The organism is Pseudomonas sp. 10B238, assembly GCF_000970615.1.
Classification (GTDB): Bacteria; Pseudomonadota; Gammaproteobacteria; order Pseudomonadales; family Pseudomonadaceae; genus Stutzerimonas.
Map to the genome: position 1 here is coordinate 196,433 of NZ_KQ033927.1, position 26,787 is coordinate 223,219.

24 protein-coding genes, 1 pseudogene and 1 riboswitch are annotated in these 26,787 nt (G+C 59.6%); of the genes and pseudogenes, 12 read left to right on the top strand and 13 right to left on the bottom strand.

From position 1 onward, the window contains the following. Positions 1-39 precede the first annotated feature (39 nt). Positions 40-258, bottom strand: coding sequence for a DUF2970 domain-containing protein (locus tag RT21_RS00865; protein ID WP_046161204.1), 219 nt, complete (start codon positions 256-258; stop codon positions 40-42). 159 nt (positions 259-417) lie between these two features. After that, positions 418-550: riboswitch (cobalamin riboswitch) on the top strand. A gap of 88 nt (positions 551-638) precedes the next feature. On the opposite strand from RT21_RS00865, the gene RT21_RS00870 reads away from it, so the two are divergent. Genes RT21_RS00870 through RT21_RS00880 form a run of 3 tightly spaced genes read left to right on the top strand, consistent with a single transcriptional unit; the run spans position 639 to position 5,674 of the window. Further along, positions 639-4,919 carry a cobaltochelatase subunit CobN gene (locus RT21_RS00870; protein WP_052724705.1) on the top strand — a complete coding sequence of 1,427 codons (4,281 nt, stop codon included), beginning with the start codon at positions 639-641 and terminating at the stop codon, positions 4,917-4,919. 1 nt (position 4,920) lies between these two features. Further along, the gene (locus RT21_RS00875; RefSeq protein ID WP_046161206.1) at positions 4,921-5,397 is read left to right on the top strand and encodes a MotA/TolQ/ExbB proton channel family protein; all 477 of its coding nucleotides are present in this window, start codon (positions 4,921-4,923) and stop codon (positions 5,395-5,397) included. Continuing rightward, entirely contained in the window at positions 5,375-5,674 is a 300-nt protein-coding gene (locus RT21_RS00880; RefSeq protein ID WP_046161207.1) for a DUF2149 domain-containing protein, read from the top strand. The genes RT21_RS00875 and RT21_RS00880 overlap by 23 nt, the downstream gene beginning before the upstream one ends. A 39-nt stretch (positions 5,675-5,713) precedes the next feature. Here the strand turns inward: RT21_RS00880 and RT21_RS00885 are convergent, their stop codons facing one another. From RT21_RS00885 to RT21_RS00900, 4 genes are all read right to left on the bottom strand, one after another. Further along, entirely contained in the window at positions 5,714-6,163 is a 450-nt protein-coding gene (locus RT21_RS00885) for a hypothetical protein (protein WP_046161208.1), read from the bottom strand. A gap of 47 nt (positions 6,164-6,210) precedes the next feature. Next, complete coding sequence (locus tag RT21_RS00890; RefSeq protein ID WP_046161209.1) at positions 6,211-7,554, bottom strand: leucine-rich repeat-containing protein kinase family protein; 1,344 nt, start codon at positions 7,552-7,554, stop codon at positions 6,211-6,213. Between the two features lie 70 nt (positions 7,555-7,624). Continuing rightward, entirely contained in the window at positions 7,625-8,680 is a 1,056-nt protein-coding gene (locus RT21_RS00895) for an RNA methyltransferase (RefSeq protein ID WP_046161210.1), read from the bottom strand. An 86-nt stretch (positions 8,681-8,766) separates the two neighbouring features. After that, the gene (locus tag RT21_RS00900; protein WP_046161211.1) at positions 8,767-9,915 is read right to left on the bottom strand and encodes an MFS transporter; all 1,149 of its coding nucleotides are present in this window, start codon (positions 9,913-9,915) and stop codon (positions 8,767-8,769) included. Between the two features lie 204 nt (positions 9,916-10,119). Between RT21_RS00900 and RT21_RS00905 the strand changes: the two genes are divergently transcribed. The 3 genes from RT21_RS00905 to RT21_RS00915 all read left to right on the top strand — a co-directional run bounded on the left by RT21_RS00905 (position 10,120) and on the right by RT21_RS00915 (position 11,996). Then, a complete protein-coding gene (locus RT21_RS00905) occupies positions 10,120-10,422 on the top strand; it encodes a DUF1883 domain-containing protein (RefSeq protein WP_045427559.1) in 303 nt (100 codons plus the stop codon). A gap of 154 nt (positions 10,423-10,576) precedes the next feature. Beyond that, positions 10,577-11,092, top strand: a complete 516-nt coding sequence (locus RT21_RS00910) for a MarR family winged helix-turn-helix transcriptional regulator (RefSeq protein ID WP_046161212.1) — start codon at positions 10,577-10,579, stop codon at positions 11,090-11,092. Then, positions 11,085-11,996, top strand: a complete 912-nt coding sequence (locus tag RT21_RS00915; RefSeq protein ID WP_046161213.1) for a DMT family transporter — start codon at positions 11,085-11,087, stop codon at positions 11,994-11,996. The genes RT21_RS00910 and RT21_RS00915 overlap by 8 nt, the downstream gene beginning before the upstream one ends. 58 nt (positions 11,997-12,054) lie before the next feature. Here the strand turns inward: RT21_RS00915 and RT21_RS00920 are convergent, their stop codons facing one another. Together RT21_RS00920 and metH are read right to left on the bottom strand one after the other, a co-directional pair. Further along, positions 12,055-12,387, bottom strand: coding sequence for a DUF5629 family protein (locus tag RT21_RS00920; protein WP_046161214.1), 333 nt, complete (start codon positions 12,385-12,387; stop codon positions 12,055-12,057). Between the two features lie 72 nt (positions 12,388-12,459). Beyond that, positions 12,460-16,152, bottom strand: a complete 3,693-nt coding sequence (gene metH, locus RT21_RS00925; RefSeq protein WP_046161215.1) for a methionine synthase — start codon at positions 16,150-16,152, stop codon at positions 12,460-12,462. 338 nt (positions 16,153-16,490) lie between these two features. Here metH and nfuA point away from each other — a divergent pair, with 338 nt between their 5' ends. The 3 genes from nfuA to RT21_RS00940 all read left to right on the top strand — a co-directional run bounded on the left by nfuA (position 16,491) and on the right by RT21_RS00940 (position 19,155). Next, entirely contained in the window at positions 16,491-17,075 is a 585-nt protein-coding gene (gene nfuA / locus RT21_RS00930) for a Fe-S biogenesis protein NfuA (protein ID WP_045427552.1), read from the top strand. Positions 17,076-17,215: 140 nt separating this feature from the next. Then, positions 17,216-18,199, top strand: a complete 984-nt coding sequence (locus RT21_RS00935) for a response regulator (RefSeq protein ID WP_046161216.1) — start codon at positions 17,216-17,218, stop codon at positions 18,197-18,199. A 2-nt stretch (positions 18,200-18,201) separates the two neighbouring features. Continuing rightward, a complete protein-coding gene (locus RT21_RS00940) occupies positions 18,202-19,155 on the top strand; it encodes a sensor domain-containing diguanylate cyclase (RefSeq protein ID WP_046161217.1) in 954 nt (317 codons plus the stop codon). On the opposite strand, the gene RT21_RS00945 is transcribed toward RT21_RS00940, so the two are convergent. The 6 genes and pseudogenes from RT21_RS00945 to RT21_RS24315 form a co-directional block, all read right to left on the bottom strand. After that, on the bottom strand, positions 19,152-20,267 hold the full coding sequence (locus RT21_RS00945) for a DNA topoisomerase IB (protein ID WP_046161218.1): 1,116 nt from the start codon (positions 20,265-20,267) through the stop codon (positions 19,152-19,154). The genes RT21_RS00940 and RT21_RS00945 overlap by 4 nt on opposite strands. A 121-nt stretch (positions 20,268-20,388) precedes the next feature. After that, positions 20,389-20,553 (bottom strand): hypothetical protein, encoded by a 165-nt coding sequence (locus RT21_RS23735; protein ID WP_164863208.1) that lies wholly within the window; start codon positions 20,551-20,553, stop codon positions 20,389-20,391. Positions 20,554-21,116: 563 nt separating this feature from the next. Continuing rightward, positions 21,117-21,398, bottom strand: a complete 282-nt coding sequence (locus RT21_RS00950) for a hypothetical protein (protein ID WP_045427543.1) — start codon at positions 21,396-21,398, stop codon at positions 21,117-21,119. Between the two features lie 153 nt (positions 21,399-21,551). Then, complete coding sequence (locus tag RT21_RS00955; protein ID WP_045427540.1) at positions 21,552-21,821, bottom strand: hypothetical protein; 270 nt, start codon at positions 21,819-21,821, stop codon at positions 21,552-21,554. Between the two features lie 373 nt (positions 21,822-22,194). Further along, positions 22,195-22,929 (bottom strand): methyl-accepting chemotaxis protein, encoded by a 735-nt coding sequence (locus RT21_RS24310; protein ID WP_371263594.1) that lies wholly within the window; start codon positions 22,927-22,929, stop codon positions 22,195-22,197. Between the two features lie 123 nt (positions 22,930-23,052). After that, positions 23,053-23,829, bottom strand: a pseudogene (locus RT21_RS24315) (cache domain-containing protein); the annotation flags it as partial. A gap of 277 nt (positions 23,830-24,106) precedes the next feature. Between RT21_RS24315 and RT21_RS00965 the strand changes: the two are divergent. The 3 genes from RT21_RS00965 to RT21_RS00975 all read left to right on the top strand — a co-directional run bounded on the left by RT21_RS00965 (position 24,107) and on the right by RT21_RS00975 (position 26,718). Beyond that, complete coding sequence (locus RT21_RS00965; RefSeq protein WP_046161220.1) at positions 24,107-24,937, top strand: undecaprenyl-diphosphate phosphatase; 831 nt, start codon at positions 24,107-24,109, stop codon at positions 24,935-24,937. A 30-nt stretch (positions 24,938-24,967) separates the two neighbouring features. Next, positions 24,968-25,942 carry an alpha/beta fold hydrolase gene (locus RT21_RS00970; protein WP_046161221.1) on the top strand — a complete coding sequence of 325 codons (975 nt, stop codon included), beginning with the start codon at positions 24,968-24,970 and terminating at the stop codon, positions 25,940-25,942. 68 nt (positions 25,943-26,010) lie between these two features. Further along, positions 26,011-26,718 (top strand): DUF1294 domain-containing protein, encoded by a 708-nt coding sequence (locus tag RT21_RS00975; RefSeq protein ID WP_046161222.1) that lies wholly within the window; start codon positions 26,011-26,013, stop codon positions 26,716-26,718. Positions 26,719-26,787: the final 69 nt, after the last annotated feature.

The window sequence follows — 26,787 nt, forward strand, 5'->3', positions numbered from 1 at the left end:
GTTAGCCACCAATAACCTGGCGGCCTCTACGTAACCGGGTTAAACGCCGACTAGATAGAGCACCAGCTTGACGATCCCCAGAATTACCAGGACGAACGCTACGGTGAAGCCGACGCCGAGCAGAATGAAATGGCTGGGTTTACCGTGGCTGAAATCCCGCACTCGATTCTTTCCACTCTGCACGCCCAAAGCGCCGGCCAGCATGCTTTGAAGCATCTGCCGTAGCGTGAGCGACTTGGGTTGCATATCGTCGTCCATAAGTGTCTCCGTGAGGCTGAATGCCTGAAGTCTAGTCAGCAATCCTGCTTCTGGAGAGATCAATCCGATGGTTAGCGACATCAACGGGTCGTCACGCTTGTCGTTGCTTGATCTTGCCTAAGTCGGCGCGTAAGGTTCGCGCCTCGGCCGCCTAGCGGTTGAACAATTGAAGTGCGTGGTGCCCGGATCATGGTCCGGGTTAAATGGGAAATCAGTGCAAGCTGATGCTGCCCCCGCAACGGTAGAGTCGATCCGACTGAGCCCGATACCAGCCCGTACTTCCCAGGAACTGTCGCGGTGGGCGACGTCCTCAGTTTTGTCGCTGTGCCGGTTTGGCTAGGCGCCTTATCTGTTGCCCACTGCACCCGGATGGAGTGGGCATGTCTTTCGCCTTTCGCTGCGTGGCACTAGCGCTTCTGTTACTGACGCAAGTGGCACCGGTCAGTGCCAGTCAGATCAACGCGATCATTTCCCAATACAGCGCTGCCGAGTTCGCTTCAGCTGCCGCTTTGCTAAAGCAGCGATTCCCTGAGCGTACCGTTAGTGCCCGAACTCCGGAGCAGCTGGCAGAGCTGGACGACGCTGCGATCGCCCAATGGCTTGCCAGTGGAAGGCGCTTGCTCGTGGTGGGTGTATTCGGGGCGGAAGTCGAGCGTTTGCGACCGTTGATCGAGCGACACAGCATGGGCGAGCGTTTCATCATGCACAGCGATCAGGCGTTGGTGGCGATGAGTCGCACCAATGACCGCATGGTGTTTGCCAACCGTGATCAGGCGGTAAGCCTGGGGGCCGAAAAACCCGCTGGTGATCTGAATGCGTGGGTGCAGTCGCTAGCGGCCGCCAACCCGGTTCAAGCCCAATGGATCGAAGCGCGCAGTTATTGGCTGGCCGGTGGTAGCGATAATATTGCGCGGTTGCTGGTGTGGCTGACGGACCGCGACAACCCAGGCGGCACTGCCGAGCCTGCACAGGCGCGGCCGGCGATGCGTTTCTATCAGGACGGCGCGGTAAGGGAAGCTCAGGATCTCGCCTGGCGCGGCGAGCGAATGGTTGCGGTGATTGACCATGGCCGTGCTGATCGACGCGGAGATGCCGACCTCAACGATGCGTTGTGTCAGACCCTGCAGCAACGCGACATCGCATGCGTCAGCCTCATTGCCAGCTGGGGTGAGGGCACGTTGCAGGCGTTACATTGGCTAAACGATGCTGCGCACCCACCGCTGGCGGCGGTAGTTGTGCTGCAGGATTTCGTCCTCGGCGGCGGTGAGGGGCGCGAGGAGGCAACCGAACTCCTCAAACAGCTCGATGTGCCTGTATTCAAGGCGCTGCGTCTGGACGACCGCGACGAGAACGCGTGGCAGCTTTCCAGCGATGGGCTCGGTCGTGACAAGGTGCATTACCAGCTGGCGATGCCCGAATTGCAGGGCACCGGTCAGCCGATGGTGCTCGCGGCTTGGGAGTCGTCCCAGATCGACCCAAATTCAGGGATTCGCTTTGGCTTCAGTCAACCGTTACCTTCTCGTGTCGAGGCCATGGCGGCTCGCCTGGCCCGTTGGCAGCAGCTGCAGGCGAAGGCGAATGGGGACAAACGCTTGGCAATCGTCTACTACAACCACCCACCAGGGCGGCACAACATCGGCGCGGATAACCTCGATGTACCGCAATCGCTGTTCGCCATCCTTCAGCGCTTGAAAACTGAAGGCTACGACACTGGGACCCTGCCAGGCTCGCCCGGGCAGCTACTTGAGCTGCTGCAAGAGCAGGGCGTCAACCTGCCGGAACAGGGCGATGCGCTGGCTGCGATGGCACGCAAGGCCGTTACGGTCGATACCGATGATTACCGTCGCTGGTTTCATTCGCTGCCGTCGGTATTGCAGGCGGAGATGGTCCAAGGCCCGCTGGGATATTGGAATGCGCAAATGCGCCGCGCGTTACAAGCCTCACAGCTGGACATCGCCAGATTGACTCTGAAAAACGGTTCCAGCGAGCTGCACCATGTGCTCGACGGTGTCGACCATCCGGCACGCGAGCGCGCGTTGGATCTGTTAGCCCAGCTCGAAACCTTTTATGAGCAGGCGCTGAGCCAGCCCGGGCTGGCTGATTGGGGCCAGGCTGACAGCCTCATTCAGGCGCTGGCAGAGACGGGCATTGAGGGGTTGCGCGGGTGGGGAGAGGCGCCGGGTCAGGTCATGGTGCATGACGGCCAGATGGTGCTGCCGGGGGTGCAGTTTGGCAACATCTTCATCGGGCCGCAGCCCCCCAGGGGCTGGGAAGTCGACGAGGAACTGCTCCATGCCAACCTGGTGTTCCCGCCACCCCATCAGTACCTGGCCCTGTATCACTGGTTGCGTGACGAGTTCAGGGCTGATGCGCTGATCCACCTGGGTCGTCACTCCACCTATGAGTTTCTGCCGCGTCGTCGAGCAGGGCTCAGTGCCGAAGACTACCCGACGCAGATCGTCGGTGACCTGCCGAGCATCTATCCCTACATCGTCGATGGGGTTGGCGAAGGGATTCAGGCCAAGCGTCGTGGGCTGGCCGTCATGATCGATCACCTGACTCCGCCGCTGGTGGCTACGCCGCTTTATGACGATCTGCTCAAGTTGCGCCAATTGATCGAGAGCTTCGAGACGGGCACTGGCAGCAGCGAAGGGCCGGCGCGGCGCGCCACCATTGCCGAGATCAAGCGGTTGGTGACTCGTTCCGGGCTGGAACCCGAGCTTCGTGAGTCCATGGCCGAGCCGCTGGCAGCGCGCGGTATCGATTTCGAACAGGTGGATGATGACCTGCTGGTGCACGAGGTCGGGCATTACCTGACGAATATTCAGGAGCGCTTCATGCCGCTTGGCCTGCATGTGTTCGGCAAGCCCTGGGCGCCGGAAGCCGTGGACACCTTGCTGGCGTCCATGAATACCGAGGAGTCGCGTTACCGGCAGGCACTGATTGATTCACCGGATGCGGAAATGCAGGCGCTGGTCGACGCGCTCAACGGCCGATTCGTCGAGCCAGGCAAAGGCAACGATCCGATCCGTACGCCGGAGGCGTTACCGACCGGGCGCAATTTCCATGCGCTCGACAGTAGCCTGATCCCGAGTCGCATCGGCTGGAGTATCGGCAGCGAGCTGGCCGACCGTGCGCGACAGCGGCCAATGGAGCAGGGCGGACGCGAGGCCGTCATTCTCTGGGCATCCGATACCGTCCGTGATGAAGGCGCCATGATCGCCTTCGGACTGGATCTGCTTGGCGTAGAACCTGTGTGGAACAGCCGGGGCATCGTCGAAGGAATCAAGCGAATACCTGCTTCAACCGGGCGCGAGCGACGCGACCTGATGTTCACTACCTCCGGTTTGTTTCGCGATCTTTATGCCGATCAGCTTGCACTGCTCGAACGCGGAGTACTGCTAGCGCTGGACGGCGCCAGCGAAACCATTCGCCGTGATTACCCTGCGCTGCGTACGTCGCTGGATGCCGCACTGCAACCGCTCGGTGCGCTCGCAAGTGGCGGCGATGAAAGTCTGACGTTGAATCTGGTGGCGGCTAATTGGGTGCGGGACGCCGCGCAGCGACTCGACTCAGGCGCTGAGCCTGAGCAAGCCGGTAGCCTCGCCGCGTTGCGGCTCTTCGGTGTTGCACCGGGCGCCTACGGTGCTGGGGTCAATACGCTTGTCGAGCGATCCGGAAGCTGGCAGGACCGCGGTGAGCTTGCACGTAGCTACGTCAATCGCATGGGGCATGCGTATGGCATGAACCACCAGGGCGAGCCCGTGCAGGCGGTGTTCGAAGACAGCCTGAAACACGTCACCCGCACCTATCTCGGCCGTTCGAGCAATCTGTATGGATTGATGGACAACAACGATGCCTTTGACTACCTCGGCGGCTTGAGCATGGCCGTGGAGCACCTGAGCGGAAAAGCGCCGGAGAACTTCGTCAGCTGGCACAACGATCCGCGGAAGGTTCGTCTTGAGCCACTGCAGCAGGCGCTGTTGGCTGAGTTGCGCGGGCGATTCCTGAATCCGGTCTGGATCAAGGCGTTGATGCAGCATGACTACGCCGGAGCGCGGACCATGGGCAGCGAGTTCCTGGAGTACCTCTGGGGCTGGCAGGTCACCAATCCAGACATCATCAAGGACAGCGCCTGGGAAGAGGTGAAGGCGGTGTATCTGGATGACAAGCACGCGCTTGGAGTCGATGCCTTTCTCGAGAAAGGCGCCAACGTCCATGTCAAAAGCAACATGCTCGCAATCATGCTGGTGGCGATTCAGAAGGGCTTCTGGAAAGCCGACGAGGCGACCCAGCACGCGCTGGCCGAGCAGTTCGCAGCTCTGGTTGCTGAGCACGGCTTGCCGGGAAGTGGGCACACCCGGCCGGATCATCCGATGTTCGAGTGGCTGATGCCGAAGCTATCCGACCCATTGCGCGACGCACTGCAGGCTCGGCTCGATTCGGCACTGCGCGCGGTGCCGCAAACGAACGCACCGAGCAGTATCAGCGAGATTCAGCCGGAGGCGGCGGACACGCCACAAGCCGAGCCAGATCAAACTGAAACACAAGGTGATCAAAGCGCCAGCCGATACCTTTGGCTGGCTGCGCTGATCGTTCTGCTGCTATTAGGGCTTGGCATCTGGCGTGGTCGTGGGCCTCGGCTGAGGGGAGTTGCGTAGCGTGTTCGACAATCAATTGTTCAGTTGGCTGCATCTGCTGGTGGGCTGGCTGTTGCAGCCTGTGACCTGGGGCCTGTTCGGGCTTTTGGCGTTGGCCATTTGCGATGCCGGTGTCGCAATGGGTGAGCGCCTGGGTGGGCTGAGGCGCTGGCGCCAGCTGCCGGCGGCGGAAATCGAGCGGCGCGCACGGCGAAGGCTCGATCGAGCCGATCTAGTGGCGCGGATTGGCCCCATGCTCGGACTGATGGGAACGCTGATCCCGCTGGGCCCCGGCCTGGCGGCCCTGGGAGATGGCAACGTGCAGATCCTCAGCGTGGCTATGCGCGTAGCCTTCGACACGACGGTGCTTGGTTTGCTGATCGGCGTGCTCGGTTTCGCACTGGGCCGCTTGCGCCGGCGTTGGTACGACGAATTACTGGACGAACTCGAAGCCCAGACGATTAAGGAGCGCGACGATGAGTCGGCGCTGGCGCTCTAGTCGGTTCGCCTCTGGCGACGACGATCCGCTGGGGCCACTGGCAAATATGGTCGATGTCGTGCTGGTATTCGCCTGTGGGCTGATCGCTGCGCTTGTCGCACAGACGGACCTGCTCCAACAGTTGAATGCTGCGAAACAGCCGGTTGCCGTCGAACGCGGGCGGGAGCTTCCAAAGCTACCTGACAGCGTTGAAGGTGACAGCGGGCAAGGGCTCGAGAGCGTTGGCCAGGTTTACCGTGATCCGGCCACCGGCAAGCTGATCCTGATCGGCGATTGATGCAGGTTGCAGACTCTTCATCTGCAGGCCTGCTGTCGGTCATCCCTTGAACCAGTCCCACAGCCCCAGCGAATAGTTCGGCAGCAGATTGATTCCGAGCGCCGACTTGACCAGATAGAGCGCGACCAGGCCGACCAGTACCGAGAAGAACAGAAACGCAGTGATTGCTCCGGCTTTGGCCGCCAGCGACAAGCTCCGTTGAGCTCGGCTCAGGCTGCGTTTGTTTCGCCCGCCAACCAACACGAAATAGTACTGGTTGCTCCACAGGCTGAAGGTACCGCGCAGATCGAGCTTGTGCCTGGCCCACGAGCGGGTGGCGAAGGCATTGCGTAAAGCATCCAGCTGCTGCGGTGTGAACGTCTCGCGCAGCTCTTCAGGAAGCCGTTGCTTGAGTCCGACCACGAACGGGTCCTGGTCGAGCGTGACGGTTTCCTGGGTGCTGGCGTAGCGTTCAGATGCTTCATCGGGTTTTGATTCTGGAGCGAGCATAGCGTCAGGTTGCCGTCGGGAAGCGAGAGGGACGATGGCTTATGCAACTACCCGGCCGAAACGCTCTGTTGCGCTGTTATTTGCTGCAACTGCTCGACCATCTGGTCGAAATCGGGGCGGTGGCTGGGGTTTTCCTGCATGCACTGACGCTGCAGGGTGGCAAGGGTTGTCAGGCGCTCGTCCTGACCGTATGCATCGCAGCGGTCCAGTAATTCCTCGAGCAAACAGCCGAACGCACGCGCTTCAATACGCCGTAGCGCCTGACCCGCAGTGGTCTCCGGATCGAAGAACGAGGCTGCACCGAAATCGCTGAGCAGTGTTTGGCCGCGCGAATCGACCAGCAGGTTATGTGCGTAGAGGTCGCCATGCAGGATGCCGCGCGTGTGGAGGTGGCTGGTTGCAGAAGCTGCACCAGTCGCGATCCGCAGCAGCTGTTCGGCGGAGAAATGCTGCCCGGGTGCGTAACAGTCACGGGTGCAACTGGCTAATGATGGCGGATCGGCGAGTACCCGGTAAGAAGGATCGATGAGCTCCATCAGCAAGCCCGGTAGCGCATCGGTGTGCTCGGCCAGTGGTCCAGCAATGCCGATCAGGTTGGGATGTTCGCCAGCGGCGATACAGGCCGCCATCTCGCTGTGAGGCAGCCCATCGCTGGTCAGGCTGCCTTTGAACAGTTTGGCTGCCATGGCACGGCTCGGCTGGCCGGGCGCTTGCCAGTCAGCACGATGAACGACGCCGGATGCGCCCTGGCCGAGCACGTCGCCGAACATGATCTGCCGGCGGTCGACCGGTGGCAGCGGATGCTGCGCCAAGGTCTGTGATTCCAGCGCATCGCTGAACGGGTTGCCGGCGAACGCCAGCCAGCTGAGACGCGGCATAGACAACAGCCACTGCGGCAATGCTGGCAACTGATTGGCGGCGATGCGCAGCAATTCCAACTGGCGGCAGCGAGCAAGCGATTCGGGCAATGCGGCTAGCTGGTTGCCGGCGAGCATCAGCTTCTGCAGGCGCTCGCAGCGTCCAATTTCGTCAGGCACCGCTGCGAGCTGGTTGTCGGTCAGGATCAGCCAGCGCAGCCTGGGCGGCAGCGCTTCAGCGGGCACGTGGCGGATGCGATTGGCTTTAAACCCAACCATCTCCAGACTGGCGCAGTGGCCGATAGAGGCGGGCAGCTCGGTGAACGGGTTGTCCGAGCAGAATAGGATGCGCAGCTTGTGCAGGCGCGACAAATCGTCAGGCAAACTGCTGAGCTGGTTCCCTGAAAGGTTGAGAATTTCCAGGCTATCAGCCAGGTCGAATATGGCTCGAGGGAAAGTCTCGAGCTGTTCTGACAGGTCCAGGCGGGTTGTTCCGGCGAGGTCGCCGCGTTCAAGTTGTGCCAAGGTGTGCATGCGTGCTCTCGCATCCGGTCGGAGCCGGGAATTGGGTCAATGCGCTAGGACACTGCACGCTGTAACCCGTTCAATTAGCGTCTAGCACGGGCGATTCAGCCGGACGCTGGCGTGCACGGATCACACGCTCCGCACGGGCGCGCAGTTGTCCGCAGCCGCCATCGATGTCTTGTCCCGCCGAGTTGCGCACCTTCGTCAGCACCCCGTTTTCATGCAGATAGCGCATGATCTGATGGATGCGATCGGCCTCTGGCCGCTGAAACTCGTCGTCATCGAGGCTGTTGTAGGGGATGACGTTCATGATCGCGAACTTGCCGCGCAGCAAGCGGATGATCCCGTCCATCTCATCCTGGCTGTCATTGATGCCTTTGAGCAGCGTCCACTGATACTGGATCGGATAGTCGACGAGGCGGGCATAGGCTTCGCCCAGCTCGACAAGCTCGGCGGGATCGAACTGAGGCGCCCGCGGCAGCAACTCGCGGCGCAATGCGGCGTCGGTGCTGTGTAAAGACAGGGCCAGAGCGGGTTTCACTTTCTGCAGCGGCAAGCGCTCGAATACGCGCCGGTCGCCAACCGTGGAGAACACCAGGTTCTTGTGCCCGATGCCTCCATCGGTGCCCAGCAAGTCGATGGCGTCGAGCACGTTGTCCAGGTTGTGAGCAGGCTCGCCCATGCCCATGAAGACGACTTTCTTGACCGGGCGGAAACGTCGCGCGAGGGCGACCTGGGCGACGATCTCGGCGCTGCCCAATTGGCGCAACAAGCCACTCTTGCCAGTCATGCAAAAGACGCAGCCCACGGCGCACCCGACCTGACTCGATACGCAGAGACCGGCTCTGGGCAGCAGTACGCTCTCGACCATCTGACCGTCAGCCAGCGCCACCAGCAACCGTGCGGAACCATCCGAGCCCGGATGCTCAGAACTCAGGCGGGCCAGCCCTTCGATTGACTGGCTGACCTCATGCAGGCCGTTGCGTACGGACAACGGGAGGAAGTCTTCCGTCCGCTGGTGGCGCGTGCCGGTGTCCAGCGGTGTGCCATTCAGCCAGGCACGGGTCACCCGGCCAATGTGGATGGGCTTGGCGCCGATCGAGGCGAGCTGCTGGTGAATGTCTTGGATACGCATAGGTCGCGCATTCTAGCCAAACGTCATTGTCCGGTCTGTAGCCCTTTACGCGGTGCTGATGCCAGACCTCATGTATCGCAGAGCGGTTAGTCTCTGAACCGATGGCTCCCAAGCGCTAGCATGATCAATAGCGCCGCGAGCAGGGCGAAGGCCAGCGTCAGCGATGCGTAGTGAGCAATCACACCGATCAGCGCCGGGCCTGCGAGCACCCCTGCAAACCCGATGGTGGTCGCTGCGGTAATGGCTTGATGGACAGGCATGGCGTTCTGTCGGCTCAACGACGAAATCAATACCGGCGAGACGTTGGCGCAGCCAAGCCCGCAGAGCCCATAACCGAGCAGGGCAAGCCCCCAATGCTCGGTGAGAATGGTCAAGCCAATGCCGAAAGCAGCCAGCAATCCACCCAGGCCGATCACTCTGGCGGTGCCCAGGCTGTTGACCACCGGCGCGCCGGCGAAACGTCCAACTGTCACCATCAGGGCGAAGCTGGCGTATCCCAGTCCTCCTTTGGCGGTTTCCAGTGCCTTCTGCTCAGTCAGATAAAGCGCGCTCCAATCCAGCACTGCGCCTTCGGCCAGATAGACGACGAAGGTCATGGCGCCGACCAGCAGCACCGCGCCTGTCGGTCGGATGAAGGCGACTCCGCCGGCTGGCGCCTTGTCCCGCAGATAACCAGGGCTCACTGCGAGATTGGCGAGGGCGATGACTACGATCATCAGCAGGGTGCCGGTGGCAGGGGCGAGGCCAAGCGTCAACGCGCCGGTAAGTGAAAGCGCGCCGCTGATCGAACCTAAGCTGAACATGCCGTGAAAGTTCGACATGTGACGCTTGCCCGTGTCTCGCTCGATCACTACGCCCTGGATGTTGAGCACTACGTCGATCACGCCAAGGCTGCCGCCGAAACAGAAAAGCGCGAGGGCCAGCACCGCGAGCGATTGGCTGAAGGCCATGCCCAACAGGGCGAACAGTAGCAGGACGACACTGCATAGCACCACCGGACGGATGCCGCGTCGTGTTACGAGCAGTCCGGACAGTGGCATCCAGGTCAGCGAACCGACACCGATACACAGCAGCAACGTACCGAACACTGCGTCGCTCATCTCGATGCGTTCGCGCACGTACGGCACCAGCGGTGCCCAGATCGACAGACCGAATCCGGCCATGAAAAAGCCGATGCGTGTCGCGCGGCGCGCGATAGGTGAGGTTGCATTAACGGGCATAGTAGCCGCAGGCATCTCAGGTGTCCTTGCTCTAACGGGGGGCCGCGTTCATGCGTCGCGTGATCGGCTGCGGCGCGCATTGTGTCAAAGAACTGCGACGGCAGCCGAACCTTCCGCAGTGCAGCTAGTGCTAGTTGGATCTGCCCGTTCAAACCATCGAGCGGGCCGGACGCTCATGGTAATCTTCGCCTTTGCCAACATGCGGCCCCGGAGCGGTACATGAAGTTCATTCACCAGCGCGAACACCTCAATGAAGACGATTTCGTGATTATTGAATGCTCGCAGCCTTGCAACATCCGCCTGATGAACGACAAGAATTTTCGTAGTTTCAAGAATGGCGGGCGACACATCTATCACGGCGGTGCGTTCGACAATTTCCCGGCACGGATAAAAGTGCCCAACACCGGCTTCTGGAACATCACCATCGATACGGTGACGCGCAGGGCCGTCAGCGTCACGCGCAAGCCGGCCTTGACCCACTCGATCAAGATCGTTCGCAACTCACCCTCCGAGCTCCGCTGAAAGCCTCCTAGTCTCCCTTTAGTGCGCTGAGCGCTCCGTTGCGGCTCGATTGATGGCCATCCATCGATCGGGCCCGTGCCCGGTGTTCCGGAAGCTTGCTTCTTTCGATACGCCAGATTATCTTCACGTGAAGATTCTTGTTCTGGAGCTATCTATGTCAGAGAGGCAACGCAGCGACCATGTGGATCGCGTGCTCGCGCAATGGCGCGCCGTGCAACCCGGCGCAGATGTATCGCCCATGGCGATATTCACCCGCCTGTACCGCCTTTCCAAATACCTCAATCGCAGCGTGGCCTCGGTGTTCCGCCGACATGGGTTGCACGATGGCGAGTTCGACCTGCTCGCCACGCTCTACCGCAGCGGCCAGCCGCAGGGGCTTACGCCCAACGCGTTGCGTCACGCTGCGGTACTCAGCTCAGGGGCAATGACCAATCGGCTAGACCGCCTGGAAGCTGCCGGGTTAATTCAGCGAGTACCGAATCCGGAAGACCGCCGCAGCTTGTTGATTCGTCTGAGCGATGAAGGGCAGAAGGTACTGCTCGGGTGCCTTGATGAATATCTCGCCACCCTGCACGAGATGCAGGCGCCGCTGGATGCCCAGCAAAAACAGGCACTGGCGGCCGGGTTGCGCACGCTGCTGTTAGCGCTGGAGGAGGGCCGCGATGACTGAGACCAAGCGGAGAGTCACGCTCGCGCATCTTGGGATGTTGCTCTGGGCGCTTTTTGTCGGGTTGTCCTTTCCGGCAGTGGGGCTCATGACCGAAGGTTTGCCGCCTCTGTTACTAACGGCGATTCGCTTCATGATTGCCGCCTTGGCGCTGTTCCCATTGTTATGGCGACAGCCCGAGCGATGGCCGAGTCTGCGTGGGCTGCTGCTCTACGCGTTAATGGGGCTGAGCTTGGCTGGGTTCTTCGGCACCATGTTCTGGGCGGCTCATCGAATCAGTGCTTTGTCGATGGCGACGTTATTTGTCAGCGTGCCGCTGCTTGCCTATTGCATCGGGCGCGGGCTCGGCGTGGAGCGACCAGCCGGACGATTGCTGGCGATCCTTGCGTTGGGCGCCGTTGGCGCATTGGGTCTGGCCTGGGCCGAGAACGGCGGTCACTTTTCGGGGTTGCAGCTGGGTTTCGGCGAGCTGGCGTTTTTCTTCGGCTGTGTGGCGTCCGCACTGTATCCAGTGCTGAGCAAATGGGGATTGCACCGCGGCTGGCTGGCGCCGCAGGCCGTGCTGCGGACCTTTTGGAGCCTGCTGATGGGCGCATTGCTGATCGGCGCCTTGGGCTTGATCTGGGAGCGGCCCAGCGCGCTCGCGTATATGACGACCGAAGACGTCGCGCTGGTGGCATACCTTGGGGTCTTTTCCAGTGGCATGACGTTCTTTCTGCAGCAGCGCGCGACCGCTGTCCTGACGCCGGGTGCGGTAACCGCCTATAGCTATCTGGTGCCCTTCGTATCGATGATGCTGCTGTTTGTAGAGCAGCCGCAACGAATGGGTTGGCAGTGGCTACCGGGCAGCTTGTTGGTCATTCTCGCTATCGGACTACTGCTCAGGCGAGGTACGACATCTGACTGACGAGCATCACTTTCGACTCATTCCTTGGCTATTCACGAGGAAGTAGACGGTTCGGGGTTCACTCGTCGTCAGCGCTTGCGCTTACCGCGCCAAGACAGCGAAGGCGGCTCTGCGGTGCGCTCCCGACGGTCCAATACTGCTCATCCTCGCAGTACACTGCTTCCATCACACTGTTATAGCTGAACGACCATTGGCGCCGCTCACGGCCGTCGATCGACTCTATTTGAACAACGATTTCATCACTGGCGAAGGGCTCACTTGCGACTGCGGCCGCGTCGGCACGGTCCAGTAGCGCATCGTTAAGGGTGAATTGCCAGGCGTGCAGACCGTCGACTTCGAGCATGTCGGCGGTTTCCAATTCATCGAGCAGGTAACGGGGTTCGGTAGACATTGCGCGCTTCGCATGGGTTTGTTGATTTCAGTCGCAAGGCCGCCTCAAAGAGATGCTGCGGCCAGCGGTAGTCTAGTTGTCGTAGCCGAGGTTCGGCATCAGCCAGCGTTCGGTGACGGCGATGTCTTGACCTTTGCGAGTGCTGTAGCGCTCAGCCTGGTCCTTGTCGATTTTGCCGACCGCGAAATATTGCGCCTGGGGATGCGCGAAATACCAACCACTGACTGCAGCTGTCGGAAACATGGCGTAGTGCTCGGTCAGGGTGACCTGGCTGATGCCGTCGGCATCGAGCAGCTGGAACAGCGTGCCTTTCTCCGTATGGTCGGGGCAGGCGGGGTAGCCTGGCGCTGGACGGATACCTTTGTACTGTTCCTTGATCAGCTCTTCGTTGCTCAGCTGTTCTTCAGGGTCATAGCCCCACCATTGCTTACGGACCTGCTGATGCAGCCACTCGGCACAGGCCTCGGCGAGGCGGTCGGCCAGGGCCTTGACCATGATCGAGTTGTAATCGTCGCAGGCGTCCTGATAAGCCTTGGCCACTTCCTCGGCACCGATGCCCGCAGTGGTAATGAAACCGCCCACGTAATCGGTCACGCCGCTGCTTTTCGGTGCGACGAAGTCGGCGAGCGAGAAGTTCGGCTTGCCGTCGGTCTTCACCGTTTGTTGCCGCAGGTGGTGCAGGGTGGCGAGGGCTTCGCCGTCGTCGTCATAGACTTGGATATCGTCTTCGTCGACCTGATTGGCCGGCCAGAAGCCGAAGACAGCGCGGGCCCTGATCAGCTTTTCGTCGACCAGCTTGGTGAGCATCGCCTGGGCATCGTTGAACAGCGACGTAGCTGCTTCGCCAACGATTTCGTCTTCAAGAATGCGTGGATACTTGCCGGCGAGATCCCAAGAGATGAAGAAGGGCGTCCAGTCGATATAGTCCACCAGCGTGCGTAGATCGATGTCCTCTAATACCTTGCGGCCGGTGAAGGTTGGTTTGACTGGCGAGTAATCGGCCCAATCGAACTTCGGCTTGACCGCAATCGCTTCGGGGTAAGTCAGACGCTCGGTGCGTGCGCTGCGGTTGGCAGTACGCTCGCGAATCATCGCGTACTCTTCGCGAGTCTTCTGGGCGAAAACCGGCTTTAGCTCCTTCGACAGCAATGTTGTCGCGACCCCGACGGCGCGCGACGCGTCGGTCACATAGACCACCGCGTCGTTCTTGTAATGCGGATCGATCTTAACCGCCGTGTGAGCCTTGGAGGTGGTCGCGCCGCCAATCATCAGCGGCAGGTGGAAGTCCTGGCGCTGCATTTCACGCGCAACGTGCACCATTTCGTCTAGCGACGGCGTGATCAGGCCGGACAGGCCGATGATGTCGCACTTCTCGGCGATGGCGGTCTGCAGGATTTTTTCCGCGGGCACCATGACGCCCATGTCCACCACGTCGTAGCCGTTACAGCCGAGCACCACGCCGACGATGTTCTTGCCGATGTCGTGCACGTCGCCCTTGACGGTCGCCATCAGAATCTTGCCCTTGGCTTCCGGCTTGTCGCCTTTCTCGGCTTCGATAAAGGGGATCAGGTGCGCAACGGCCTGCTTCATAACGCGGGCTGACTTAACCACCTGCGGCAGGAACATCTTTCCCGAGCCGAACAAATCACCCACCACGTTCATGCCCGACATCAGAGGGCCTTCGATGACCTCAATGGGCCGCGCGCACTGCTGGCGGAACTCTTCGGTGTCCTGAACGATGTGAGTGGTGATGCCCTTGACCAGCGCGTGCTCCAGGCGCTTCTGGACGGTATAGCTGCGCCATTCTTCGGTTTCCGCTTCCTTGACGCTGCCGTCGCCCTTGAACTCGTCGGCGATGGCCAGAAGCGCTTCGGTGCCGTTAGGGGTGCGGTTGAGCACCACGTCCTCAACAGCGTCGCGCAGCTTCTTCGGGATCTCATCGTAGATCTCCAGCTGGCCGGCGTTGACGATGCCCATCGTCAGGCCGTTCTGGATGGCGTAATAGAGGAAGACCGAGTGGATCGCCTCGCGCACCGGGTTATTGCCGCGGAACGAGAAGGACACATTCGATACGCCGCCCGAGGTCAGGGCGTAGGGAAGATTGTCGCGGATATACGCGCAGGCCTCGATGAAGTCCACGGCGTAGTTGTTGTGCTCCTCGATACCGGTGGCGACGGCGAATATGTTCGGGTCGAAAATAATGTCTTCCGGTGGGAAGCCCACTTCGTCTACCAGAATGTCGTAGGAGCGCTGGCAGATTTCACGCTTACGCGCGGCTGTATCGGCCTGGCCGGCTTCGTCGAACGCCATCACTACCACGGCGGCGCCGTAGCGCTTGCACAAGCGCGCGTGATGCTTGAACGCCTCGACGCCTTCTTTCATGGAAATCGAGTTGACGATGCCCTTGCCCTGGATGCACTTGAGCCCGGCCTCGATCACCTCCCACTTTGAGGAGTCGATCATGATCGGGACGCGGGAGATGTCGGGCTCGCCGGCGATCAGATTGAGGAAGGTCACCATGGCCTTCTTCGAATCCAACATGCCCTCGTCCATGTTGATGTCGATCACCTGAGCGCCGGCTTCTACCTGCTGCAGGGCGACTTCCAGGGCCTCAGTGTAATTGTCTTCGCGGATCAGGCGAGCAAAACGGGCGGAACCGGTGATGTTGGTCCGTTCGCCCACGTTGACGAACAGCGAGCTGCGATCAATGGTGAAAGGCTCAAGGCCCGACAGGCGACAGGCCTTGGGAATGTCAGGGATGACGCGTGGCGGATATTTGGCAACCGCATTAGCAATCGCCTCGATGTGTGCGGGCGTCGTGCCGCAACAACCACCAACGACGTTGAGGAAGCCACTGGCGGCGAACTCCTCGACGACCGATGCCATTTCCGCCGGGCTTTCATCGTACTCACCAAAAGCGTTGGGCAAGCCGGCGTTAGGGTGCGCCGACACGTGGGTTTCGGCCTTGTTCGAGAGCTCTTCCAGATAAGGGCGCAGCTCTTTCGCACCCAACGCACAGTTAAGGCCTACCGAGATCGGGTTGGCGTGACGTACCGAGTTCCAGAAGGCTTCGGTGGTCTGGCCGGACAGGGTGCGGCCGGAGGCGTCGGTAATCGTGCCGGAAATCATGATCGGCAGCTCGAAACCGATCTCTTCGAAGACTTCCTGCACGGCGAAGATCGCGGCTTTGGCATTGAGCGTATCGAAGATGGTCTCGATCAGGATGAGGTCCGAGCCGCCTTCGATCAGGCCGCGGGTGGCTTCGGTGTAGTTCTCCACCAGTTCGTCGAAGGTGACGTTGCGGTAGCCTGGATTATTCACGTCGGGCGAGAGCGAGCAGGTCCGGCTGGTCGGCCCTAGCACGCCTGCTACGAATCGCGGACGGTCCGGCGTTTGTGCCGTCTTTGCATCGGCGGCCTGGCGGGCGAGGCGGGCGCCTTCGACGTTGAGCTCATAGACCAACTCTTCCATGCCGTAGTCGGCCTGAGAAACGCGGGTGGCGTTGAAGGTGTTGGTCTCGACGATATCCGCACCGGCATCGAAGTAGGCTTTTTCAATGGCGCTAATGGCGTCCGGCCGGGTGAGGATCAAGAGGTCGTTGTTGCCCTTGAGATCTTGTGGCCAGTCAGCGAAGCGCTCGCCGCGATAGTCCGACTCTTCCAGTTTATAGCTCTGGATCATCGTGCCCATGCCGCCGTCGAGAATCAGGATGCGCTCCTTGAGGGCCTGCTGGAGTGCCTGGAGACGGGCGTTGCGGTCGAGCATGGGGACTACCTGAAGCTGGTTGCGAGGACCGCGAATAATAGCAAAGCTGCACGCTTTTTGATCATCCGGCGATTTACATGAGCAATGCTCATGTTGGTGCGGCGTCGTGTATAACTGGCAGGACCCTGTGGTCGGCGTGACTGATCAGGTTACGCAGTGGTATCAGATGTCGCGTCCCTGTTCGGATACGAGTACCGCTATCAACCTGCCTTAGATGCCTCGAGGGTCCGATCGGGTGTACCGATTAACTTCTATCAGGCAATTCCTACTAAAACGCTAGGACTTTATCCGGCGCAGTGGTTGGCGTACACTGCCGGGCATGTATGAGAGGAGTTCCCATGAGCGCCATTACCATTACCGAAGCTGCACATGATTACCTGGCCGACCTGCTTGAAAAGCAGAACACTACCGGGATTGGCATCCGGGTCTTCATCACTCAGCCCGGCACGCCCTACGCTGAGACCTGCATTGCCTATTGCAAGCCAGGAGAGGAAAAGCCGGATGACATCGCGATTTCCCTGAAAAGCTTCACCGCTTGGATCGACGGTATCAGCGAGCCCTTCCTGGAAGACGCGCTGGTTGACTACGCCACCGACCGCATGGGCGGCCAGCTGACGATCAAGGCACCCAACGCCAAGGTGCCGATGGTCAACGAAGACAGCCCGCTCAACGAGCGCATCAATTACTACCTGCAGACCGAAATCAATCCTGGTCTTGCGAGTCATGGCGGGCAGGTGACATTGATCGATGTCGTGGATGAGGGCGTGGCGGTACTCCAGTTCGGGGGCGGGTGCCAAGGCTGTGGACAGGCTGATGTAACGCTCAAGGAAGGTATCGAAAAGACCTTGCTGGAGCGGATTCCGGAGCTGAAGGGCGTTCGTGACGTGACCGACCACACCAATCGGGACAATGCTTACTATTAAGTGGTAACAGCCTAAACGGTGGTCGTATCGGTCACGTTGCTGTCAAAATGCCACTATCTTCATGTGTCCCCACCACGGCGCTCGTTAGCTGAGATAAGCTGTCCAGGTTCTAGGGGCCTGGCCAAGTGAGCGAGCGCTGCATGTCTGCCGTTACCGTATTGATTTGCGATGATTCAAGCCTGGCGCGCAAGCAACTGCTGCGCGCGCTGCCGGCTGCGTGGCCGCTGGACATTCTTCAGGCTGCCAGCGGTCGCGAGGCGCTGGAACGAATTCGTGAAGGCGGCGTGGACGTCTTGCTGCTTGATCTGACCATGCCGGACATGGACGGCTACCAGGTTCTGGCTGCTCTTCGCCAAGAGCAACTGGGATGCAAGGTCATCGTGATATCGGCGGACGTTCAGAAAGAGGCGGTGCGCCGGGTGCTCGGGCTGGGGGCGCTGGCATTCATCCGCAAGCCTGCCGATCCGCTGCATTTGCAACAGACCCTGGCGGGCCTCGGGGTCGTGGGTAGCGAGCTCCCAGCGCTCGGGGAGCGGAACGTGGGGCAGGTCTCGTTCCGCGACGCATTCCGCGAGGTGGTCAACGTTGCGATGGGACGCGCGGCGGCGTTGCTCGCCAAGGTGTTGGGGGTGTTCGTACAGCTGCCGATTCCCAATGTGAATATCCTCGAAGTCGGCGAATTGCACATGGCGCTGGCCGATGCGGCTCAGGGCGACAAGTTGTCAGCGGTCTGCCAGGGCTATATCGGCGGGGGCATCGCCGGCGAGGCGCTGTTGATCTTCCATGATTCGGAGATTGCCGATATGGCGCGTCTGATGCGCGCCGACGAATATCTCGAACTCGAGATGCTGCTCGATCTTTCCAGTCTGCTGATCAGTGCGTGCCTCAGTGGCATCGCAGACCAAATCGATGTGGTGTTTTCTCAAGGTCACCCACAGGTGCTGGGCCAGCATGCTTCGATCGACGAGCTCATTCGCGTCAACCGGCAACGTTGGAAAAACACCCTGGCGGTGGAGATCAGCTACAGCCTGGAAGGTCACGACATTCATTTCGACCTGCTCTTGCTGTTCACCGAAGACTCGGTTGAGCTGCTGTCGCGCAAACTCGCCCTTGAGATGAACTGACCATGCCTGACTCGAACGATCTGAGTGAACTCCACTGGTTGCTGGCTATCGTCCAGAGCATTGATGTCGGTGTCGTGGTGCTTGATCGCGAGTACCGCATCGATGTGTGGAATACCTTCATGGAGAACCGCTCCGGACGGCTGCCAGAAGAGGCGCGCAAGAAGACTTTCTTCGAGCTCTTTCCAGAAGTCGACGAGCAGTGGTTTCGGCGCAAGGTGGAAAACGTTGCGACACTCGGGACGCCATCGTTCACCATCTGGGAACAGCGGCCTTACCTGCTGCGATTCAAGAATTACCAGCCGATCACCGGGCTGGAAGACTTCATGTACCAGAACACCACCTTGATGCCGTTGAAGGCGCTCAATGGCAGCATCGAGCAGGTCTGCCTGATCATCTACGACGTCACCGACGTGGCGACCAACCGCCGCCAGTTGCAAGCGGCGAATCAAGAACTGCAGCGCCTCTCCAGCACCGACCGCCTGACCGGCCTGTTCAACCGGGGCCATTGGGAGGAGATGTTGCGTCAAGACTACGCCCGACATCGGCGCTACGAGCGCAATGCGGCACTGGTGATGTTCGATATCGACCACTTCAAGAAGATCAACGACAGCTACGGTCATCAGGCGGGTGATGCGGTCATCCAGCAGACTGCCGAACTGGTTCGACAGAGCACGCGCGATGCGGACATTGCCGGACGCTACGGCGGTGAAGAGTTCGTGGTGCTGCTGCCGGATACCGATAGCGAGGGGGCGCTGACGTTCGCCGAGCGGCTACGGCAATCCATCGAAGCGCATGAGGTCGTCCACGAAGGGCGCAGCATTCGCTTTACCGTCAGTCTCGGGATCGCGGATCTCAGCGAGCCCACCAATGGCTATGCGCAACTGATCGAACGTGCGGATATTGCCCTGTATTCTTCGAAAGCCTCAGGGCGCAATCAGGTCACTCTGTACCGCTAGGATGCTGCGGTGGGCGCAGTGCGGCTGCTCAGGAATTTCAGCAAGGTGACTTCCTCGCTGCTCATCCATTTGCGCTTTCTGGCCTTGCCCAGCTGCGCCAGTTCGCCAGTAGCAAAGGCTTCAAGCACGTCGGGATGAATGTAGCACTGGCGACACACGGCGGGAGTATTGCCGAGCTGGTGAGACACCAGCTTGACCACTTCGACCAGATTGCGCCGCGCCACCGTCTCTGGTCGCCACTCACGTTTGCGCAGATAGTCCAACGCCAGCGCACTGCCTGCCCAAGTTCGATAATCCTTGGCTGTGAAGTCGCCCCCGGTCATCTCGTGGATGAACGCGTTGACGTCGCTTGAATTCACTGGGTGCCGCATCCCGTTTTCGTCCAGGTATTGAAACAGGTGCTGGCCGGGTAGCTCCATGCAGCGGCGCACGATGCGCGCCAGCCGCTGGTTCCTTAGCGTTACGCGATGCTCTACACCGCTTTTGCCACGGAACTGAAAGCGGATCGCAGAGCCTCGTACATCGACATGACGGGTTCGTAGAGTGGTGAGCCCGTAGGAACGGTTTTCCTTTGCATAACGTGGGTTGCCAACTCGGATCAGCGTCGACTCAAGCAATTGCACCAGCAAGGCCATCACTTTTTGTCGCGGCATGCCGCGCAAAGCCAAGTGCTCCTCCAGGCGCTCGCGCATTCGCGGAAGGGCAGTACCGAACGACAGAACCCGCTCGTACTTGTTGTCGTCCCGGATTTCTCGCCAGCGGGGGTGATAACGATATTGCTTGCGTCCGCGAGCATCTCGTCCAGTTGCTTGCATATGGCCTTGCGGATCCGGGCAGATCCAGACGTCAGAGTAGGCCGGGGGAATGGCCAGCTTGTTGATGCGCGTTATCTCATGCGTATCCCGAATACGTTCTCCGGTCGGCAGGAAGTAAGCGAATTTGCCGCCGAGCTTTCGTCGACTGATACCTGGAACGTGGTCGTCTACATAATGCAGATCGGCTGGTAGCTCAGGGCAGAGGGCGGTGCCGGTATCCAATTGCTCGTCCGCCGGAAGCGGACGCACACCTTCCGCTAAGTGCAAAGCCGTCTCGCTGTCCTGATCGATCAGCATGCATGCTCCTGAAGGGCCGCGGCCCGGCCTGGTAAAGCCTGGCCGCATTAACGAATCTTAGATGAGTGCAGCCAGGCTATCCCTGGGTGGCCGGTGGCGATGCGCAGGACTGAAGACAGTGTCAGTCTTCGCTTTCCTGGCTGTTACGCATCAACAGCCTTATCGCGGCAACCAGTTCGTCAATTGCCTCTCGGTAGATAGCTGGGTCTGCCTTGGTTTCTGCGCTGTCAGCCAGCCGTCGCGCACTTTCCAGATGGTCATTTATCGAGGAATAGTCTCCGATCATGTAAGCGCTCCTGGGTTGCGGATGAGAAAAGGCAGCTGCGCTGAAGGGGGCACAGTGCTTGTCTCAATAAGAGACCGACGCAACTGAAAGGGGTTCGGACCGCGTGCAAGCGTCGGTATGAACGGTTTGGCGCGACCGCGCAAAGCTTCTTGTTGACGCGTAACGATCGACCGCCCCGCTCGATAATGCTGACGCTATTGGTGGCAGTAAAAAGACCAGTCGGTTGTACACGGTTGGTGCTAACGAGCTCGACGTCATCCCGTCACGCAGGGCTGCGCAGGTGTAAACCTCGCGCTTAACTAGTCGTCATCCTTGCTCAGCTGGACCCATGTGCCCTTCAGCAAGCCAGCAAGGTGAATAGGTGTCGCGTACTTGGACTGCGTGATGTGCGAAATCGATAGGGCTTCGCCACCCGCTGCGTTGGTGACTCGTAGCGAGAAGCTGCTGCCCTCATGGTCGGCTGAGTGGTCGCACGGCAGGGTGAGAAGGGCACCTCGCTGATGCGCCTGGCTTCATCAATTGCAGGTGTTTTGGTCATCAGCATGCACCGCCGAGGCGATTATCTATTTCGCCGGTGCGACGTCGAAGACGAGGTTTATCCCATCGCCGCTGCCGTCTCCGACGACCGAGCCTTGTACCGGTCTGTGCATCACCTGACGGCCTTTGTAAAACTCGCTCAGACGTTTCTGCGCCACATCACGGATATGCGTGATCAGCCCTGTGGACTGTGTGTCGCGAGGGATGATGAACTTCAGGGAAACGCAATGGCTCTGGGCACCCTCCGGCAAATCGGCCAGTCCGCTGCTGTGCCATTGATCGTTGACGTAGGCTTCTGCACCTTTCATGGATCACTCCTTCGTTTATTCGCTTATTGCTGGGACCGTTGAACAATCGAATGGGTCCGTTTTTTCCTAGCGGCGCCATCATTGGTGGCCAAGCGAAATGCAACGAAAAAGGCCCGGCGCTTGCGCAACCGGGCCTTATCAAGAAGGAGTGGCTTACTCAGGCATCTGCCAAGGCGCGAGGTGCATACCCTGACGACTCAGATCGGCGCGTGCCTGCTCCAGCGACTGACCGAGCTTGATCGGGTCGGAGTAGACGTTGCTCGCCAGTTTGCAATGGCCTACGGTGCGCGATTCGCTGCCATCCAGGACCGTGATGCTGAGTTCGCCATTGCCTTCGAGCAGCGTCCAGGCGACGCACTGGAACGGCTTGAACGCACGGTCAGTGATAAGGAGGGCGTCGTTGAAGCGAAGCGGGCTGTTCATCAGGCATGTCTCTCTGTGTGGTAACCAAAAATCGGATATTGAGCCTGCCGCCAGGCTGCCGGCGTTGGCCTTACATATCCATTGATGTACACAGAGGACTGATAAGTCACAGGGTCGTTTCGTGTTTTGTGATTTTTTTTGCAATTAGCCAAAGGTCTAGCATTAGGCGCAACTTGGATGGTCGGCTTAACTCGGTCTAACTATTTGTTTTCGTTGGCTTTGCTGGTTGGGCTAAGAGCGAGGCTTCCTAGAGCCCATCAGTCTGCTGCCTTTTGAGCTGTGGCGAAAAGCCGCAACCGGCATGGCAAAAGAAAACGGCCAGCTCCGGTTCGGGAGCTGGCCGTTGTATACAAAGTCTGCTTGTAGGGCTTCGCTAGACTTTGAACTGCTTGAGCAGACGATTCAATTGCTCGGCCAGCTCGCCTAGTCGCTCACCCGCCGCACTCGATTGTTCCGCTGCGTGTGTGCTTTGCTGAGCCAATCCGGCAGCCTGGGTAACGTTCTGATTAATGTCTTCAACGACGTGGGTCTGTTGCAGTGTTGCGCTGGCTATCGATGCGTTCAACCCCGACAGGTTGCGCAGCGCCTGGGCAATCTGAACGAGGCTGGCTCCGGCTTGGCTGGCTTGTTCAACGGTGGCTTGGGATGCTCGGCTGCTTTCCATGATCACCTTAACTGCAGCGCCCGAATTCTTCTGCAAGCCCTCAATCATCGTGTGAATCTCAGCCGTTGAGGTCTGGGTGCGTTGGGCGAGCAGGCGAACCTCGTCGGCCACTACAGCAAAACCGCGGCCTTGTTCGCCGGCACGGGCAGCCTCAATCGCTGCGTTCAGCGCGAGGAGGTTGGTCTGATCGGCGATCGATCCAATGACCTCAAGCACTGACCCGATCTTCGTGGTTTCGTCCGCTAAGGATTGTATGACCCCTACAGCTTCGTTAATGGTGATCGAAAGCTGATCTATTTGCTGCAGGCTGGCTTCGATATTCCGCTGCCCCAACCCGGCCTGCTTCTCCGCGTCACCCACTTCGTTCGATGCTTGCTCGGCATTCTTTGCCACTTCCTGAACGGCGTAGGTCACCTCGTTGACTGCAGTAGCGACCAGCTCCATCTGTTGTGACTGCTGCTGACTTTGCTTGTGCGCCTGCCCGGCCAGCCCCCCCAAGGCGTTGGAGGAGGATTCCAGTGAGTCGGAGGTTTCGAACAACTGCCCGATCACCGTGCGCAGTTTTTGGGTGAAAGTATTGAAGTCGCGGCTAAGGGTGGTCAGCTCGTCGTTACCCGATACGTCAAGATTCCGCGTCAGGTCGGCTTCACCGCTGGCGATGTTGGCCATGGCCTGCATAGAGTGACGCAGCGGCTGTGTGATGCTGCGGATAAGAATCGCAACCAGTACCGCCATCAGCGCAGCGATTGCCATACCGATGAGCGAAAAACGCACCAGATAGTTCTGGAACTCCGCTTCGACATCGTCGACATAGATTCCCGAGCCGATAATCCAGCCCCATGGCTTGAATAGTTCGACGTAGGAGATCTTCGGCACAGGGTCTTTTTCGCCGGGCTTCGCCCATTGATAGTCAACCAGGCCAGCTCCTTTGAGTTGAGCTACCTTGACCATTTCGTTGAACAGCTCTTTGCCGTTCGGATCTTTGACCTTGGAAAGATCCTGTCCCTCTAGCTCCGGCTTTATCGGATGCATGACCATGACCGGCTGCATGTCGTTGATCCAGAAGTAGTCATTCTGGCCATAGCGAATCATGCGAACCTGGTCCATTGCGGCTTTCTGCGCCTCGGCGGTCGTCATGCTTCCGCTGGCTTCGAGCTGCTGATAGTAGGTCAGCACGCCGCGCGCAGTCTCGACGATGTTTTGCGTCATGACCTGCTTGCCCCTGTACAGGTCGGTACGAACCTGCTGAATCATCAGCAGGCCAAGAATGAAGAGCATGGCAACCGCCACTAGCGGAATCAGCCAGAGACGCTTGCTGATTGGAAGATTTCGTAGCAGATTCATAGGGTTGTATGCTCCTGTTAATGCTTGCGTTCTTTATTATTCGAATAGAGGGGTGGAGCGCGGCGACACGGCCTGCCTTGAAAATCAGCTATGGCAGTGGTTGTTTGTCATGGCCCATGCATAGGGTTTCGGCCGTTGCTGAAAAAAGATGAGGGCGGCCGTGTCTGCTCAATGAATTTACTCGCCTCAAGCGAGTCAGAACAGCGCTTAGATGGCTATCTGACATATACCTTTGTTGTATTCAGCCGCGGTGAGTTGCACCGTTATTGGGGAATAGATGGACCTTTGGATTGCCTTTCAGGCGTTGCTTCTTGGGGTGGTGGAAGGCATTACAGAATTTCTGCCGATATCCAGCACCGGGCATCAGATCATCGTGGCCGATCTGATTGGGTTTGGCGGCGAGAGGGCGCTCGCGTTCAACATCATCATCCAGTTGGGTGCGATCTTGGCGGTGGTGTGGGAGTACCGTCGTAAGATTTTCGATGTGGTCGTTGGTTTGCCAAGGGAGAAACAGGCGCAGAAGTTCACCGGGAATCTGTTGGTCGCGTTCTTCCCTGCGGTAGTGCTGGGAATTACCTTCGCTGATCTCATTCACGAATACTTGTTTAATCCGATCACGGTAGCGACAGCGTTGGTCATTGGCGGGGTCGTGATGCTCTGGGCCGAAAAGCGCCAGCATGAAGTACATGCCGAAACCGTCGACGATATGCACTGGTCCCATGCCTTGAAGGTTGGCTTCGCGCAATGTCTGGCGCTCATCCCCGGCACTTCACGGTCCGGCGCGACAATCATCGGTGGGCTGTTGTTTGGGCTGTCCCGCAAGGCTGCCACCGAGTTTTCGTTCTTTCTGGCCATGCCGACTATGGTCGGTGCCGCAGTGTATTCGGGTTACAAGTACCGCGACCTGTTTCAGCCTGGCGACTTGCCGATCTTTGCGATTGGGTTCATCACCTCGTTCATTTTCGCCATGCTGGCGGTGCGCGCCCTGTTGAAATTTATAGGCAACCATAGCTATGCCGCATTTGCCTGGTACCGGATCATCTTCGGCATCATCATCTTGGCTACTTGGCAGTTCAGCTTGATCGACTGGAGTACCGCGGCGGGCTGACGCGCAACACACACAGCAGAGGAGTGCCCTGTGCACGCATTCGAACACCGACTGTTGCCCATCAATGGCATCACCCTCAGCCTTTACTGCGCCGGGCCTGAGCAAGGTCCGGTGATCTGGTTGCTCCACGGGTTTCCCGAAAGCTGGTACTCGTGGCGTCATCAGATCCAGGCGTTGGCGGATGCAGGCTATCGTGTAGTGATTCCGGAGATGCGCGGATATGGCCAAAGCAGCGCGCCGGATGATATCGCCAGCTATGACCTGATAACCGTCTGCGCGGACATCCAGGCGGCAATGGACCTGCTTGGTCACCGCTCGGTAGCGGTGGTGGGCCATGATTGGGGCGCACCGGTGGCTTGGCATCTGGCCTTGCTCGAGCCGCAGCGAGTCAACGTTGTCGCGGCTATGGCGGTGCCTTATGGCGGCCGTCCGAAGAGACCCGCGATCGACATCATCCGCAGCCAGTTCGCCGATCGCTTCAACTATATTCTGTATTTCCAGCAGTCCGGCGTTGCCGAGGCCGAGCTTGATCAGGACATTCCGCGTACTTTGCGGATGATGATGCATAACACCTCGGCAGCGGTCCCCAAGGATTTGTTCCTGCAGGACAAGCCGGTCGGCAGCTCGCTTTATCAAGGCATGCGAGACCCGGGCACGCCGCCGGTTTGGTGCGGCTCGGACGCGTTCGCCGTCTACGTCGCTACGTTCGAGGGACGCGGCTTTCATGGTGCACTGAACTGGTACCGCAATTTCGAGCGGAACTGGGAGCGCACTGCACCGTTAGCCGAGCGCAAGGTGGAGCAGCCGGCGCTTTTCCTACTAGGTGACAAGGACCCGGTCGGCACTCTGGAAGCTCATACGCTGCAGAAAATGCCCAGCTGGGTACCGGACCTCGAGCAGCACCTCATCGAAGACTGTGGCCATTGGATACAGAGCGAGCAGCCCGAGCAGGTCAATAGGCTGCTTCTCAGTTTTCTTGAGCGCCGCTACACCCCTGCCCGATAACTGCTTGCGGCTCGTAGCTCCAAAGGTAAGCGGCTAGAATCCCCGGTTTTCCCGCCGGGTCACTTGCCATGGAATTACGCGGTCAGCTGAAAAGCTGGAACGATCAGAAGGGGTTCGGTTTCATTCGGCCGGAACAGGGTAGCGAGGAAATCTTCGCCCATATTTCGGCTATGCGCGGCGCTCGCCGCCCGACGCAGGGCGACCGGGTGCTCTACATCAGCGAACGGGACGAGAATGGGCGCCTGGGTGCCACGCATATCCGTCTGGATTCGGGGCTGTCTCTAGACGAGCCGGCGATTCGACGAAAACCACCTGCGGTAGCGATCCAGTCCGCACAAAATAGAAGCTTCAAGGCACGCGCTAAGCCCAAAGCGCGGCCACGGCACAAAGGGTCGATAAGGTGGCTGCTACCGAAGCTCCTAGGGCTCGTCCTGCTCTGTCTGTTACCGGCGCTCGGGCTTGCTCGTCTGGCGGGGCAGGGTAGTTACTGGCCGCTCTATGCCTATCTCTCGGGTAGCCTGTTGGCTTTTGGCTTCTACCTGCACGACAAGCGCAGCGCACTGCGTAGCGGCTGGCGTACGCCCGAGGCTCGCCTGCATCTTGTTGAGTTGCTTGGTGGCTGGCCGGGGGCATTGATCGCTCAGCAAGCGTTTCGCCACAAGACCCGCAAGTTGTCGTTCCAGCTGGTGTTCTGGCTGATCGTCGTCGTGCATCAGCTCGCATGGCTCGACTACCTATATGTCCAGCGGCTGTATGGGTTATTGCTAGAAATTTGAGCACTGACCGAGCCGTACGCGATGATGATTCGTCGATGCAAAAACGCCCCGCGTTGGCGGGGCGTTTCG